This is a genomic window from Candidatus Accumulibacter phosphatis, from assembly GCF_000024165.1.
Classification (GTDB): domain Bacteria; phylum Pseudomonadota; class Gammaproteobacteria; order Burkholderiales; family Rhodocyclaceae; genus Accumulibacter; species Accumulibacter phosphatis.
Genome location: NC_013191.1, coordinates 22817 through 37695 on the forward strand (window position 1 = coordinate 22817; position 14879 = coordinate 37695).

Genomic DNA, 14879 nt, shown 5'->3' on the forward strand with positions numbered 1-14879 from the left:
GCCAAGTTAGGGTATAGCTTAACCGGACACATCGGCCTCTGTGCCTCTACTGCTTTTCGGTACAACCGTCAAGAACAGGCAGAGCGCTCCGATAGTTATCGCCACATCAGCGAGGTTGAAGGCGGGCCAGTGCACAAGCTGCCAATGGAAGTCGAGGAAATCGACAACCGATCCACGCAGCACACGATCCACGACATTGCCGAGCGCACCACCAAGGATCAGGCTGTAGCCCACCGCTTCAAGGCGTGGCCGCTGCTGGCACAGCATGCGGCCCAGCCAAGCAGAAACGACCAGACCCAGCGCCATGAGAAAGTAACGTTGCCAGCCGCCAGCGTTCGCCAGAAAGCTGAATGCCGCGCCGGGATTCAGGACATGGACAATGTTGAAGAAGGTGCTGACTTCGACCTGTTCACCGTAGGCAAACGTGCGGGTGATGGCGAACTTTGCGAGCTGATCTGTCATGACAGAACTGGCGGCCACTGCGAACCAGACCCAAGTCGATGTGCGGCGAGCCGATTGCCACACAGGGGCGGCCAGCGGCATCAGCCACCCGGCGAGCGCCGTGCAGCTCAATCCAAGTACCCACCCCGCCAGCACATCGGCAGGAAAGTGCATTCCGGCTGCGATGCGTGACCAACCGACCAATGCGGCGTACAACACCAAGCCGATGCGGCCACGACGGCCTATCAAAGGCCAGAGCGCGCCGACCACCAGCGCGGCATAGGTGGCATGCCCGCTGGGCAGGCTGTAGTGTCGTTCGATGCCCCCGATAACGCGCACCATGTCGCCAAAAACGGCAGGCGGGCGTGGAAAGTCGATCCATAGCTTCAAGATGGTGGCGACGAGAAATGCCAACGCAAAGGCCACGCTAAAGACTCTGAGTCTGTACCGGATGGCATCGGCCCGCGTTGGGTCAGGTGCCGACTTTGACCATCCCCACATCGCCAAGAGCATCAGTGGTGCAGTCCAGTAGTTGCCTATCACAAGGTTGAAGAACGATACCGGCGGTTCCAGCGCTGCAGGTGTGCTCATGTTGATGGCTTGGAACAACGCGATGTTTAGACCACCCCAGTCGTAGAGAAAGAATTTCCAGCTCATTTGCGCAACAGCCTCAAGCCATTGCCAACGACGAGCAAGCTGGCCCCCATATCAGCAAACACCGCCATCCACATGGTCGCTTGACCCGTGAAGGTCAGCACCAGAAATACTGCCTTGATGCCAAGGGCCAGCACAATGTTTTGCATCAGCACCTGCGCCGTCGCACGCGACAGGCGCACGAAGGTCGGAATCTTGCCCAGGTTGTCGTCCATCAGGGCCACGTCAGCGGTCTCGATGGCGGTATCGGTGCCAGCCGCTCCCATGGCAAAGCCGATGTCCGCACGCGCCAAGGCCGGGGCATCGTTGATGCCATCACCGACCATGCCGACCTTGCCCTTTATGGCCAGTAGCTCAACTTCGCGCAGTTTGTCGTCTGGGAGCAGATTGCCTTGCGCACTGTCGATCCCGGCTTGTGCGGCAATGGCCTGTGCCGTGTGGGGGTTGTCGCCGGTCAGCATCATGGTGTTGATGCCCAGTGCATGAAGCTCGGCAATGGCGCTCCTGCTGCTTTCCTTGATGGTGTCCGCTACGGCAAATAAGGCATGAACCCCTTTTGCGCTGACCAACATCACGACAGTTTTACCCATGGTTTCCAGCGCCGCGATGCGCTGTTCCAGTTCTGGTGTGCATTGCCCCAGCGCTTCGAGCATCCGCTGGTTGCCAAGATGGTAGGTCTCACCGTTGATTTGGCCTTGCACGCCCCGACCGGGCAGCGCGCTGAACTCGGCTACGTCGAGTAAGGCAACCCCATCCGTCTGCGCGGCTTGTGCCACCGCTTTGGATACAGGGTGGTCGGAACGAGCCGCCAGACTGGCAGCGATGCTGCGGCTGTTTGCGGCGAGTGCATTGCCCCAAGTGACAAAATCGGTCTGTGCGGGCTTGCCGTGCGTGATCGTGCCGGTCTTGTCCAGAGCCAGCCAGCGCAGCTTGCGGCCTTCTTCCAGATAGACGCCGCCCTTGATGAGAATGCCGTGGCGGGCGGCAGCGGCCAGGCCGCTGACGATGCTGACCGGCGTAGAGATCACCAGTGCGCACGGGCAGGCGACCACCAGCAGAACCAATGCACGGTAAATCCAGTCGAGCCATGCCGCACCCATGAACAGCGGTGGCAACAACGCGACGGCGATGGCAACACCGAAAACAATGGGCGTGTACCAGCGGGCGAACTGATCGACAAAGCGCTGAGTCGGCGCACGGCTTCCTTGGGCAGCCTCTACCGCGTGAATGATGCGGGCCAATGTGGAGTTGCTGGCCACGGCGGTGACGCGGTACTCGAATGAACCGGATTCGTTGATCGTGCCCGCAAACACCGGATCACCGGGGGATTTCTCGACCGGAAGGCTTTCACCCGTGATCGGGGCTTGGTTGACGGCAGAGCGGCCTTCCAGCACCTCACCATCCAGGGCGATGCGCTCACCTGGCTTGACCCGGACGCGGCTACCGATGGCAATTTGCTTTGCACCCACCTCGCGCCATGTGCCGTCAGCCTGCTGCACCGTGGCCTGTTCCGGGGTCAGGTCGAGCAGGCCACGGATGGCATTGCGGGCGCGATCCAGCGACTTGGCTTCGATCACCTCGGCCAGCGCGAAAAGCACCATCACCATTGCCGCCTCGGGCCAGTGCCCGATCAACATGGCACCCGTGACGGCAATCGACATCAGGGCGTTCATGTTGAGATTACGGTTCTTGAGCGCAATCCAACCTTTCTTGTAGGTGGACAGACCGCCGGTGAAGACCGCGACGAGCGCCAGAACGACGACCGACCAATGATTGCCGTTGTGGAGCCAGTAGACCGCCTCGGCCGCCGATGCAGTTACAAAGGAGATGCCCAGCGGCCACCAGTTGGTCGGCGTGGTCACAAGGGATGCGGATGGCGATGCGGCCTCTGCGGTGTCCAACACCTGCGCCTCGAATCCAAGCGCTTGCAGTGCCGCGAGCACGTCCGGCAGAACCTGGTCCGCATGGCGTACCGACAGCGTGCGCTGCATCAGGTTGAAATCGAGATCGGCAACTCCGGCCATGGTACCGAGCTTGTTGCGGATCAACGTCTCTTCGGTCGGGCAATCCATTTTGGTAATGGACAGCTTGGTCGTTTGCCCGGTCGATGCCTGATCCATGCGCACGGCTTGCATGCCGATGGCGGTTAGCGCCTGCTCAACGGGAAACAACGAAGGCAGTTCGTGCCGAACGGCCAAAGTACGCTGCATCAGGTTGAACTCAAGACCAACCACCCCCGCCAGCCCGACCAGCTTGCCTCGGATCAGCGCCTCTTCCGTGGGGCAGTCCATGTTCTCGATGCGATACACCGCTTGAGCCGATCCGGTTGTCGCTGGGGCTTGTGTCGTGGGTTGGATGATCGGCCCAGCCGAGCAGCCACACGCCGTGGAAGCGCATTCGCTCATAAATAACTCCTTCAAATCTATACAACTTCCATTACAAACCCTATAGTTACTATAGAGTCAAGTGAAATAAAGGAGATTGATGCATGGAAATCAGAATTGGCGACCTCGCCAAGCGCTCTGGATGCGAGGTTGTGACCATCCGCTACTACGAGAAGGAAGGGCTACTGCCGAAGCCAGCGCGAAGCGGTGGCAACTTCCGGCTGTACGGTGAGGCGCACATTGAGCGCTTGCAATTCATCCGTCATTGCCGTTCGCTCGACATGACGTTGAGCGAGATTCGCGCATTGCTGGGTCTGCGAGACAACCCGATGCAGGACTGTGGGGAGGTCAACACGCTGCTGGAGGCCCATATTCAACAGGTGGAAATGCGTGTGTCCGCGCTGTTGCAGTTAAAGCGGCACTTGGTTGATTTGCGCGAGAAGTGTTCTGGCTCTCGATCTGTAGAGGCGTGCGGCATTTTGCAAGGGTTGGGCAATTGCAATTGCCATGGTGAAAGTGCCACGAAAAGTCAAACATCTGGGTAAGTAAGGGCTTAGCGTGCTTTATTTTCCGTTTTCTGAGGCGACCCCAAGGAGCTGAAAGGCTTTGAGGGTGGCCTGTTCTGGCTAAAGGAGAGAAAAGTCTGGGCGCTGCTGTACCACCCGCACCCCGACCTGCCAGGCCGCTCCAATTTCACCGTGGCGCACGAGTTCGGGCACTACGTCCTGCACCGCAAGTTGCAGGAGGCGTTCCAGTGCTCACAAAACGCGACCCTGGGAATTACGGGCACGAGGATCGAACGCGAAGCGGATCAGTTCGCATCGTATCTGCTCATGCCCATCGACGACTATACCCAGCAGGTGCGCGGGCGTCGAATCACTCTCGACCTGTTGGGCGAGTGCGCCGACCGCTACGGCGTTTCGCTCACCGCTGTGATCCTCAAGTGGTTGGAGTTCACCGACCAAGCAGCGGTCGCCGTCATGGGGCGCGAGGGGATGCTGCACTGGTGGAAGGCCAGTGGCAGTGCGAAGAGATACACGTTCGACGCGCTCCAAGTGGGCATGGAGCTTCCTTCGGACTCTTTTGCCGTAAATCCCAGCATAGCGCTTTCAACGACCGACTACCGATCGGGTGTCGAACACCCCGAAGGCGTCTGGCCCATGAAGCTGCCCGTGCGCGAGATGGCGGTCCTCTCCGATCGATATGACATGTCACTTTCTCTGCTTATCTTCGACACGCCAGGAGTGGAACATCATGACGCCCCGGACGAAGACATGACGACTACACCGCCCACGTTCTGAAATCCGACCCAAGCCAAGAGCCTCGGCTGTAAGCTTGCGGTGACGGAAGCGCGTCAGCGTCCACGTCAAGACAGGAATGATTTTCCTGCAGTGACTAGGTAACTGCGGCGCATCCGTCGCGCATATGTCATGATGTAGCGTCTAGTCAGCCGATAGGAGGAGGTCAGATGTCTGGTTCTGGGGGCGGAGGAGGTGGTGGTTTTGCGCCACCTGACAATTGCGAGGCCATCGTCATCGACACTCAGCTAAGTTCGCCTAAACCTGCAGTGCTCGCCGGCATTCATGTGCATGACAAGCTAGATGTCACGGTCCAAGCCGGTAGCGGTGTTGAGTCTGTTGTTGTGCTCTTTAACGGAGAGGTTGCCGGTGGCCTTGCATCCCCCGAGGTCCGCAGCCTACGTGAGTGCATTCTCCGAGGCACAAAGTACTATGCAGAGGTCACAGACAAGAACGAAGGGCAAGTCAAAGTTCGGGTCAGGGCCAAGTGAGCGGGAACGGACGAGTACCTTCCCGAATTGCCGTGGTAGGTGGCGTCTATCGTGAAAGGTGCATGTGGCCCGGATGGAAAGAGGTGTTTGGCTCCGCAGGCAGGGCGGCTTCTGCGATCAGCTGCATGGGCGGCCAGGTGGACCTGTACACCTATGTGGATACGCTAGCCCAGGAAGTTCTGGAATCGCGTGCAGCGCTAGAAGACTTCCATGTAATTCCTACGCAAGTTAGCCAGTCTATCGCCTTCGAGTATCACCATAGTCTGGAAACGCCTCGTATCTACGGGCTCGGGAAACAAGAGCCCCCTCTCAGTGTCACCGCGGACCGGATCGTTCGTTTTGGGCTCTTGGAAGGCGACGCCATTGTAAAAGGGGGGCAGGTCGTCTACGACCCCCAAAGCGCGAGTTCTCCTGAACTGTTCTGCACCAACGGATCCACCGCTGACAATCTTGCCCTCATCCTGAACAGGCGCGAAGCCGAATCCATGACTGGACTTCCTGGCAGATCTCCAGAGAATCTGGCTGAACACCTCATTCAGCATAGTGAGGCACAGGTCGTCGTCATCAAGCTTGGTGCCGAGGGATCGCTGGTTCATGATGGAGCCGCAGGTCACCGTGTCCCCGCCTACCAAACTAAGCGAGTCTGGAAGATCGGTTCTGGCGATAACTTCGTGGCCCATTTCGCCTTTCATTGGATGAACGAAGGCAAATCGCCTGTCGAGAGCGCCTGTTACGTCCCGCGATATCTGGAACTCTTCAACCCGAGCCATTCGAGGTTGAGATGATGGCAAAGTCCCACGCTGACGCCGGAAGAAGAGGTTCCGGCGTCAGCGTGGGACGAGAGGGCTAGAAGGGCTCGCCTGGAGGTATTCTCCAAGGGGCTTCGGGATCGTAGAGGTTCATCTGACGGCTGCGGTGGCGGCGAAGCTGGACGAGGTAGCGGGCCTCACAAGCAGCGGCGAGTTGGTGAAGGAACTCGCTGATCGCCGCCGCACTTTCGTCGGAGAGGCCGTCGGGGAAGAGGGAGTGAGGGCGGCGTTTCATCGCAACTCCTCGATAGCCGCTTGCAGCAGATCGTCGGGCAAATGATTGAGTGCGCGCGGCACCGCCAGACGCATGGCGGTGCGCAGGATGCGCCCGGCGTGGCGCGGCAGGCCCTTGCTGGCTTGGCGCAGGAGTTCCAGGCCGGAATCGGTGAGCAGGGTATGCGCACACCCGGCGCTCTTGAGGGCATGGCCGACGAGTTGCGCAAAGCGCTCGCGTTCGAGCACCGGTCGCAGATGCACGCGTGCCTGGATGCGGCCGGCGAGTGCGGCGTAAGACGCCCGTTCGAGGGTTTGGGCGAGGATCGGGTGACCGACCAGCCAGACAGTGATGAGATCGCGCGAATCGAAGGCGAAGTTGAGAAAAGCGGGGAAATCGCGGAAGAATTCGGGTGGCAGATTCTGCGCCTCGTCGAGGATCCAGACCGGCAGAAGTTGCTTGGCGTCGGCCAGATGATGGATATGCGCCTTGATGTCGCGCCACAGTTGGGCGCGACGATAACTCGGCTGAAGGCCGAGGGATTGGGCCAGGCACCGGTAAAGGTCTGCCCGTCCGAAATCGGTCTCGGCATGGTAGATGACTTGGTAGCGATGCGGATTGAGCTTGGCGGTCACGAGGCGCAAGGCGGCCGTCTTGCCCACGCCGGCCTCGCCGGTCAGCAGGCCGAGGCCCGGCGATTGCAGAAGCCACTGGAAGCGCTCGGCGAGTTGCGCCAGCGCACCGTCATCCCACAGCTCGGCGGCGTCCTTGCCCAGAGGCGGATGGCGCAGACCAAAGTGTTGCAGATACATCTTCAGTCTCCTTTGCGGTCGTAATACTGACGATAGGTGAGTTCGATCAGATTCGGGCCAGACGGCGAGGCGGGAGCGGCGTCTGTCGGGTCGGATTTATTTCGTTGGCGATCGAGATTGCCCAGGGCATCGAGCGGGGTCGCGGCGCCGATCCCCTTGCCGTGCTCGTCCTCGACCTCGATGACCGCCCCGCTATGCGGATCGACGACCAGACACACCGTCTTGCCGGAGAGTTCGAAAGGCACTTCGAAGCGCGCCCCCTGATACGACACCGTGCCATCCTTCCTGACTCGACGGCTGACGCGATACCGGAACAAGGCATCGAGCTGCGCGGCCAGCGCTCCCAGCGAACGAATCTTCGACAAATCCTGCTGGTAGCGCGCGAGCGGCGTCATCCCGTCGAGGCCGGCATGCGGCGTATGGTGATAGACCCGCTCCAGCCAGGCCCAGAGACGCGCATTGAGGTCCTCGAAACTGTTGATGTGGCGCTCGTCGAGTTCCGACAGGAACTGGTCGCGGCAGGTCCGGTGCCAGCGCTCCAACTTGCCCTTGCCCTCGGGCGCATAGGGCCGGCAATAGATCAGGTGAATGCCCAGGCGGGCGCAGATCCCCTGCAGGGTCTCAGCACGGTAGGCCGCGCCGTTATCGACGACGAGCTTGATCGGGAGGCCTCGCTTCAGCAGCGCCTGCTTGAGCACCCCTTCGATGTCGAGCGCCGTTTCGCCGGGGCAGAAAGCGCTGTGAGCCACCAGACGTGAGGCATCGTCGAACAGCGAGACGAGATACCCCTTGACGAGCTTGCCCTCGTGAGGCACGCGGGGACCGTGCATCACATCGCCATACCAGATGGCGCCCGCGGAAGCGGCGACGAAGCTGCGCTTCTCCTCGGGCAGGCTGGCCGAGCCGCTGATCCGCGACAGGCCGTGCTGTTGCAGCAGCCGGTGGACCGTCGAGCGCGACAGGCTGCCGCGAGCCACCGTTCCGGCGGCTTCGAGCAACTGGCGAATCTGACGGATCGAGCGGCGCGGGTTGTCGCGCTTCGCGGCAAGGATCGCGGTCTGAATGGCTTGCGATAGCTTCGATTGCCCGCGGTCGACACGGGTCTTGGGTGTCAGGCCATCGATGCCCTGGGCAAGGTAAGTGTAATACCAGCCCTGAATCGTCTTCTCGGCAACATGGCGCCGACGCGTGCCGGGAATGGTGTATTCGCGCTCGGCCAGGGCGCGGATGGTCTGCTGCAATTCGCCGTGATCCAGCCGTTCCCGGCTGGTCAGCGAACCCAGGACGGACAGGCGAAACAAGGCGATCGGATTGATTCGATTCATGACGACTCCTCGGGGTGAATGGGAGTCGTCATCAAAACAAAAGGGCCGAAATAATGCCACGAGCAAACTGTGTGGGGACCCCGCCCGGGCGGGGTCCCCACCGTCCGCCACTCGCTCGGTGTCAGGAAATCATGGGACGCTCATCTCTTGATCGAGCCAGAACATGGCCCGCGGCAGACCCAGGCTGTTGAACACCTGGTGCCAAAAGCCGTGCGTGTCAACGGCCCGGCCGAGTTCGGCAAAGCGCACGCGCAGGTGAAACACAAAGTCCTTTCCCCGCTCCTGCAACCAGTTCCACCAGCGCGCGCCCGTGTGCCGGTCAGGTGGACCGCCGGGGTGCTCTGCCGCGCCGTTCAGCCGCTGCTGCAGGACTTGCTGTTGCACCGACCAGTCATACCAGCGTCGCGGTGCGATACATTCCGGCAGGCGCGAACACGTGCGTCGGCATCCGGCACAACGGTAGCGAAGGATGGGGATCGGGTTGAGCCGTGGCGGCACGGCTCGGCGGTCGGCCTTTCGCTCATAGTGACCATGCTGATGGACCACTCCCAGCCCGCAGTGCGGGCACGACTTCGGTCGATACACTTCAGCGGCCTTTTGAGTCGTCTCAACGTGCTGCTCAAGCGTGGTGATGCCGGCTACAATTCGTTGCATGGGCTGGGCTCTTTTCTATCTCGGTCGTCTCGATAACTTCCCACGATAGCAGAGGTGTTCCAGCCCTTCTCCGTCCTTCTTCATTCCGCCTTCGCTCAGGAGATCCTTCGATCTTCCTGCTCAAAGTACGCGCGATATTCAAAGCCCTTCAATCCCGTTTAGGGGCGGACGTAACAGCGCCGACTTGGCTTCGCAAGGGACAGCCTACTACTGCCAAACCAGGGGGTTCGCGACGCCGGATCTCTTGAACGCTTTCAAGCCCAAACCCGTAGTCGTGTCGAAGGCCTATCTTGCTGGCTACCGGCCCTTGGTTTATTTGGCCGGACCATTTTTTACGTTGGCGCAATTATGGCTCGTCGAACAAGCCCTAGCCGATCTCAAAGCAATGGGACTACGCGTGTTCTCGCCTTACCACGAGGTCGGCCATGGATCAGCGGATGATGTCGTCCAACTGGACCTTGAAGGAATTGATAAAGCCGATCTGGTGTTTGCGATTGGAGACGGCCTGGATTCTGGAACGATCTATGAGGTGGGTTACACCTGCGCCAAGGCGAAACCCGTCATCTTCTACTGTGAGAACGAAACTGACGAAAACAAGAAAATGATGGGAGGTTCAGGCTGCACGCTGTGCGACGATTACGCCACTGCCATCTACCAGACGCTTTGGACAGCTTGCGCCCTATGACCGCCGCACTGCTGCTTTCAGGTGGGATGGACTCGATCTCTATCGCTTGGTGGAAGCACCCTGACATCGCGATCACCATCGACTATGGGCAACTTCCAGCCGCCGCAGAAATCACCGCTTCCCAAGCGATTTGCCGCCGCCTGCGTATCCCTCACCATGTCCTGCAAGTTGATTGCCATTCCCTCGGGTCTGGCGACATGGCCGGCCTTGAACCCAACGCCTTAGCACCCGCTACCGATTGGTGGCCCTATCGCAATCAACTGCTCATAACCCTGGCTGCAATGAAGGCTGTCACGCTTGAAGTGAGGCAGCTTTGGTTAGGAACCGTCGCATCCGACGCATCTCACCGTGACGGCACGCCTAACTTCTTGTCCGCCATGAGCGCCTTGCTCGCTGTGCAGGAAGGTGGACTGACGGTATCGGCCCCAGCCATTGGCATGAGCACTGTGGATCTCGTACGCCAATCCGGCGTACCGCTTGAGATACTTGCATGGGCTCACAGTTGCCACAAGGCGGACGTGGCTTGCGGCGCATGCAGAGGTTGTAACAAGTATTTCGAGGTTCTTCGAGAACTGGGCAATGAATTGGTTCGATCTGGGTAATCCGCGCCCTCTGCCAGCGCCGGATCCTTACATTCCGATCGTCTGGCCAGACGGAGAAGCCGTTCCGTTACCGGCGTGGCAGCCTGGTAGCGTCGATGAACTATCCTTCGCGCAATTAGTTGCCAGACGGCGTACTCGCCGCAGCTTTGGTAAATTGAAAAGTGAACACCTCGGCGCCCTTCTAGACCTCAGTTGCCGAGTACACCAGACGGGCGAGGCTTCGCTCGGATTTCCGATTACACGCCGACCAACGCCTTCTGCCGGCGCCATCCATCCGATTCACCTCTTGTTGATCAACCCCGGTGAAGCTACTTGGTACAGGTACGACGCATTCACGCATGCTCTGAAGGCAGTCAAAGCGAATTCAGACCCACGGGAGGCTCGCATCGCGATGGAGGCGATCGTGCCGGCCGCCGACGCAACGCTTATCGTATTCGCTGCTGAGGTCGGCAAAGTTGCAGCCAGGTATGCTCATCCTGCAAGCCTCATTTGGCGGGATGCCGGCGTACTGCTGGGATTTCTCGCTATGTCGGCGGAAGCGCTCGATTTGAGCTTCTGCCCGCTCGGAGTGACTGGAGAACCGTGGGTCTCTCAGTTACTCGATGAGGTTGGCTTGGTGGGGGTCGGTGTAGCTTTTGCCGGCTCGTAGCGCTGACGAGGCACCCGAAGAAGCCGTATCTGGGACACTAGGTCGCACCCGACTGCGACGGCCCCCCATGAGTTCGCTCACGCTAAGAGGGGAGTTCGTCATTTCAAACCACAAAACAGCGTCCAGCTCCGAAGGCCAGGCCCCGATCGCTTGGCTGAATCGCAGAAACTGGGACTCCAGCTCCAGATAGTTGCGTTCAACAGTGAGCGATTCATCGAAGAATCCGCCCAATGCGCCCGCACGAAGGACATGGATGTCCAAGATGGCCACATCGTTTGCGGTGAGCCAATTTCGCGCAATCCAAGATGCCGTCTTGAGCCCAATTCCAGGCGACCTGAGCAACCAGTTTCGCAGCGATTTGCCGGAATCGAGGGGTGGCGATCCGCTGGCAAGGCGGGCCAAAGCTGAACTCAGGTAGCTCGCCTTCTGCCGAGCAAAGCGGTATTTGATTCGCCGGTCGTTCACCTGCAAAGGCTCAGACAACAAGCTGAACAGATCGGCCTCCGATGGCGTCGAGTGGAGCACGCCTAGGGATTTGAGTCGCTGGAAAGCGGCAAGTCCGACATTCGCTGGGATTCCATGGCCGCCGAGAAGGCATGCTGCTACTTCCTGGGCCAGAGTCTCGCCAAGGCGGTGCTTGGCCGGCCCGCTGGTGACGCGACGTGCCATGACCTGATATGCCCAATACGCTGGGGTTGGGAATGCTTCGATCGCGCCCCACGGCAAGCCGGGGAGGACATCCGATTCGGCGTTTGGCAGATCGATCTGTACAACCGTATGGCCAAGTAGCACTGGTGCTGACTGTCTCATCGTGTCACATGTCCGTTCCCAAAGCGCTCATTTAGTAACTGCAAAACATGGTTGCGTTCGACAGGATTCATTTGGTCGAAACGGCCCAGCATCCGGGAGTGACGTCGTTTCGTCGCCTCCCGCTCACGAAAGGAGGCGCCGAAAAACGAAGCGTCGTGCAACTCTGATGGCTCTTCGAAGTTCAGCCACACGCACTCCTGCCGAACACCGAAATGGGTCTTTGCCGAAAAGGTCACCAATCGCCAGTCAGCCAGCCATTCGCGATACAACTCGCTGTCATAGCCGGAGACCATCACCATGCAAGGCAAAGCCGCCAGGATCGAAAGAAGGCGATCGTGGTCTCGATCAGAATACTCGTGACGGTAGATCTTTCCGTTGCGTCTCGTCTCTGCGAGATAGGGAGGATCCGAATAGACGAGTTCGCCACTTGAAAACGTGAAGCGTTCAAGGAAGGCAACTGCATCCCCATGCACAAGCTCGCAAGGTGTTGGGCGCTCACGGTGCCACCGTTCTATGACGGACCTATCGGCGTCGATTCCGATGTTCCGCCTTGCCGGTCGCTTGTTGCGCATGACGGCGCCACCGCCAAGATGAGACTCAATATAGATCGAGTGCGGCGGCATCAGATTGATCAACCGCTGGAAGCACTTGCCTTTTCCCCCTGGGTAACGCATAGGTGGATCATCGCCAGAACTGACGATGATGTCAACTTGATGAAAGGAAAATGTCGTCCAGCGATACGGCAAACCGTCGCTTAGGAAGCCGTCGAATCAAGAAGCGTGAAACCTCGGCAACAATCAACGGCAAGCGTAGTGCCGCAGGTTATCCGCCACGCTTGACACGTCGCCACTCCCACGGAACCACAGGTTCCGGCTTACAACCCCAGTAACGGGTCTGGCTGGCCGCTCCAAACCATAAGCGGCCACTGACTTTTTGTGGCTTGCTGACGACAATTTGCCGTAGTGAGCAATCCACCTCCAGGCTAAGATCATCCCCGCGAAAGCAACTTCAGTCCATCTGGACGCAACTCGCCGTTTGGCGAGACGTGCCGGTACAACGTCTGTCGAGTGACGCCGAGTTCCCCACACAGATCACCAACCACGGTTTCCGGCTGCCCCATCGCCGCCATGGCCAATCGCGCAGTTTCGTGGCGGTCATCTTGAACGGCCGCCCGCCGTTCCTGCCGCGTGCGCGTGCCGAGGCAAGCCCGGCCACGGTCCGCTCGGAAATCAACTCCCGTTCGAACTCGGCCAGCGCAGCAAAAATTCCGAACACAAGCTTGCCCGCTGCGGTCGTCGTGTCGACCGCCGCACCGTGACCGGTCAGGACTTTCAATCCCACGCTACGCGCAGTCAGGTCGTGCACGGTGTTGATCAGATGGCGCAAGATCACGGCCGAGCCGATCGAGCTTCCACACGATCAGCGTGTCGCCTTTACGGAGCGCTTTCAGGCAAGCAGCCAATCCCGGTCGATCATCTCGTCTGTCTGAAGCCAGATCTTCGTAGCGATGTGAAGGACTCACCCCGACGCCGATCAATGCATCGCGCTGCAGATCCGTGGATTGGGAGCCGTCCGTTTTTGATACCCGCATGTAGCCGATCAACATCTCTTCACCTGTCACATATACGTTCGATTATGTGACAGCGTGAGCTTGTCATTTTCAGAAGACGACTGCACCAGTTCATTGGGCTGGCCGCCGTGTGTGCAGCGGACTTCTGACCGTCAAAGGTCAGGAGTTCTATGCACGAAACGCCGCGAGGGGCTGGGATTGCTCAGAAGTCCAATGCACGGCGCGACGAAGCCGGAACCGCCGGAAATTCCGGCGATCACCCGGAAAGCTGCTTGATGTGCTCGACCAGGCGGCCGAACACCTCGTTCACGTATTCCAGCACCTTGGGTTCTGCGCCCTGCGCACGCAGCGAGTCTTTGAAGGCGTCCAGGTCGGACAGCCATTGCCGATGCAGTCGGCCCAGATCGTCGAGCTGAGGCCGGAAGACTTGCAGGTTGCCGCTCGCACGAAATGCCTGGTAGCCGCGCTCAAGCGTGGCCGCAGTGGTCAGCAGTTGCGCTCCCATTTGCTTGTGCTGTTCGGAGAACTCGGCCATGCCGTCATAGGGCCGCGATGCCTTGTTGCGTTCGGCTTCGGACGCCTCTTCCATGATGCGGGCGTAGCGGTAGAACCCTGGGAACTCGCGGGACAGCGCCATGAGTTGCTGGTCGGTCGTGCCGACCCATATCCTGTGCAGGTCAGGCACGTACCCCATCATGCGATTGATGACGGCATGGGCCTCGCTGACGCCCTGGGCGGCAAACTGTTGCATGTGCTGGTCGATCTTCGCGGCCAGTCGGCGGAATTCGTTCATGCTCATGTCCGTCACAAAAGGCGCGTTGATTGCCCTTGAGCCGTGAGAAGTGCCACCGCCTTCTTATCGAAGGAAACGAAGGTTTCCCCGCCAAGCCAATTGCCCTCGTAGGCAATAACGCCATCGGCAAAATCTCCGCCCGCGTCGAGCACCAGCAAGCCGGCCTCCACGGCTGGCCGGTTCACTTCCACGTTCGCAGCGGCAAGTAGTGCCCGGATCGCGCCGGCCGCGTCGGCTTGCTGGAAGCCATATACCCGGAGCAGCACCCAAACAAATTCGCATAGGCACGGCGTTGCTACCGCGATCAACTCGGCGTCGGTCAAGACTGTCGCGGCAACGTTCGCTTGTACGGGATCGTCGAGCACAACAGCACGCACAAGGACATTGGTATCGACTGCGACCTTCATTTCTTGCCTGCCCATCCAAGCGCCGCCGCCTCGTTGATTTCTTCGATGGTGGCAACCTTCTGCGTCCTGCCCGCGAGCAGGCCGACGAAGCTGGATATCGTCCCAGCGGGCCGCGCCGCCTTGAGTACGCCCCGACCATCTGGCAGTAAGTCCAGCTCGATCTTGTCGCCTGGCCTGATGCCGAGGTGTTGCAGTACGTCCTTCCGAAACGTCACTTGTCCCCGTGCGGTAACAGTCAATGTGGTCATGGTGCTGTGCCCTCGCAATCTCGTAGGTTGACG

The 14879-nt window shown here is 59.7% G+C and carries 17 protein-coding genes and 1 pseudogene; 6 read left to right on the forward strand and 12 right to left on the reverse strand.

The annotated features are described in order from the left end of the window. Positions 1-18 precede the first annotated feature (18 nt). The gene (gene lspA / locus CAP2UW1_RS23305; RefSeq protein ID WP_008063278.1) at positions 19-1098 is read right to left on the reverse strand and encodes a signal peptidase II; all 1080 of its coding nucleotides are present in this window, start codon (positions 1096-1098) and stop codon (positions 19-21) included. Further along, the gene (locus CAP2UW1_RS23310) at positions 1095-3500 is read right to left on the reverse strand and encodes a heavy metal translocating P-type ATPase (protein WP_008063280.1); all 2406 of its coding nucleotides are present in this window, start codon (positions 3498-3500) and stop codon (positions 1095-1097) included. Before CAP2UW1_RS23310 ends, lspA begins: the two co-directional genes overlap by 4 nt. Positions 3501-3583: 83 nt before the next feature. On the opposite strand from CAP2UW1_RS23310, the gene cadR reads away from it, so the two are divergent. The 3 genes from cadR to CAP2UW1_RS25025 all read left to right on the forward strand — a co-directional run bounded on the left by cadR (position 3584) and on the right by CAP2UW1_RS25025 (position 6053). Continuing rightward, a complete protein-coding gene (gene cadR / locus CAP2UW1_RS23315) occupies positions 3584-4024 on the forward strand; it encodes a Cd(II)/Pb(II)-responsive transcriptional regulator (RefSeq protein WP_008063281.1) in 441 nt (146 codons plus the stop codon). Positions 4025-4177: 153 nt separating this feature from the next. Then, entirely contained in the window at positions 4178-4780 is a 603-nt protein-coding gene (locus CAP2UW1_RS23320) for an ImmA/IrrE family metallo-endopeptidase (protein WP_012806119.1), read from the forward strand. Between the two features lie 550 nt (positions 4781-5330). Next, the gene (locus CAP2UW1_RS25025; protein ID WP_081444321.1) at positions 5331-6053 is read left to right on the forward strand and encodes a carbohydrate kinase family protein; all 723 of its coding nucleotides are present in this window, start codon (positions 5331-5333) and stop codon (positions 6051-6053) included. Between the two features lie 61 nt (positions 6054-6114). On the opposite strand, the gene CAP2UW1_RS23330 is transcribed toward CAP2UW1_RS25025, so the two are convergent. From CAP2UW1_RS23330 to CAP2UW1_RS23345, 4 genes are all read right to left on the reverse strand, one after another. Beyond that, a complete protein-coding gene (locus CAP2UW1_RS23330) occupies positions 6115-6312 on the reverse strand; it encodes a hypothetical protein (RefSeq protein WP_012806121.1) in 198 nt (65 codons plus the stop codon). Further along, positions 6309-7103, reverse strand: coding sequence for an ExeA family protein (locus CAP2UW1_RS23335; protein WP_012806122.1), 795 nt, complete (start codon positions 7101-7103; stop codon positions 6309-6311). Before CAP2UW1_RS23335 ends, CAP2UW1_RS23330 begins: the two co-directional genes overlap by 4 nt. 2 nt (positions 7104-7105) lie before the next feature. Further along, positions 7106-8428, reverse strand: a complete 1323-nt coding sequence (locus CAP2UW1_RS23340) for a DDE-type integrase/transposase/recombinase (protein WP_012806123.1) — start codon at positions 8426-8428, stop codon at positions 7106-7108. 129 nt (positions 8429-8557) lie between these two features. After that, a complete protein-coding gene (locus tag CAP2UW1_RS23345; RefSeq protein WP_012806124.1) occupies positions 8558-9082 on the reverse strand; it encodes a DUF6431 domain-containing protein in 525 nt (174 codons plus the stop codon). Positions 9083-9326: 244 nt separating this feature from the next. Between CAP2UW1_RS23345 and CAP2UW1_RS23350 the strand changes: the two genes are divergently transcribed. The 3 genes from CAP2UW1_RS23350 to CAP2UW1_RS23360 are packed head-to-tail and all read left to right on the forward strand — an operon-like array spanning position 9327 to position 11018. After that, the gene (locus tag CAP2UW1_RS23350) at positions 9327-9767 is read left to right on the forward strand and encodes a nucleoside 2-deoxyribosyltransferase (RefSeq protein WP_049778709.1); all 441 of its coding nucleotides are present in this window, start codon (positions 9327-9329) and stop codon (positions 9765-9767) included. Further along, positions 9764-10369, forward strand: a complete 606-nt coding sequence (locus CAP2UW1_RS23355) for a 7-cyano-7-deazaguanine synthase (protein WP_012806125.1) — start codon at positions 9764-9766, stop codon at positions 10367-10369. Before CAP2UW1_RS23350 ends, CAP2UW1_RS23355 begins: the two co-directional genes overlap by 4 nt. Continuing rightward, on the forward strand, positions 10347-11018 hold the full coding sequence (locus tag CAP2UW1_RS23360; protein ID WP_012806126.1) for a nitroreductase family protein: 672 nt from the start codon (positions 10347-10349) through the stop codon (positions 11016-11018). The genes CAP2UW1_RS23355 and CAP2UW1_RS23360 overlap by 23 nt, the downstream gene beginning before the upstream one ends. On the opposite strand, the gene CAP2UW1_RS25030 is transcribed toward CAP2UW1_RS23360, so the two are convergent. From CAP2UW1_RS25030 to CAP2UW1_RS23390, 6 genes and pseudogenes are all read right to left on the reverse strand, one after another. Next, the gene (locus CAP2UW1_RS25030; RefSeq protein WP_012806127.1) at positions 10965-11828 is read right to left on the reverse strand and encodes an 8-oxoguanine DNA glycosylase; all 864 of its coding nucleotides are present in this window, start codon (positions 11826-11828) and stop codon (positions 10965-10967) included. The genes CAP2UW1_RS23360 and CAP2UW1_RS25030 overlap by 54 nt on opposite strands. Continuing rightward, positions 11825-12502 (reverse strand): DNA adenine methylase, encoded by a 678-nt coding sequence (locus tag CAP2UW1_RS23370; protein ID WP_012806128.1) that lies wholly within the window; start codon positions 12500-12502, stop codon positions 11825-11827. Before CAP2UW1_RS23370 ends, CAP2UW1_RS25030 begins: the two co-directional genes overlap by 4 nt. A 314-nt stretch (positions 12503-12816) precedes the next feature. After that, positions 12817-13434: pseudogene (locus tag CAP2UW1_RS23375) on the reverse strand (recombinase family protein). A gap of 220 nt (positions 13435-13654) precedes the next feature. After that, complete coding sequence (locus CAP2UW1_RS23380) at positions 13655-14191, reverse strand: hypothetical protein (protein ID WP_012806129.1); 537 nt, start codon at positions 14189-14191, stop codon at positions 13655-13657. Positions 14192-14202: 11 nt separating this feature from the next. Beyond that, complete coding sequence (locus CAP2UW1_RS23385; protein WP_012806130.1) at positions 14203-14598, reverse strand: type II toxin-antitoxin system VapC family toxin; 396 nt, start codon at positions 14596-14598, stop codon at positions 14203-14205. Then, positions 14595-14846, reverse strand: a complete 252-nt coding sequence (locus CAP2UW1_RS23390; RefSeq protein ID WP_012806131.1) for an AbrB/MazE/SpoVT family DNA-binding domain-containing protein — start codon at positions 14844-14846, stop codon at positions 14595-14597. The genes CAP2UW1_RS23385 and CAP2UW1_RS23390 overlap by 4 nt, the downstream gene beginning before the upstream one ends. Positions 14847-14879 lie beyond the last annotated feature (33 nt).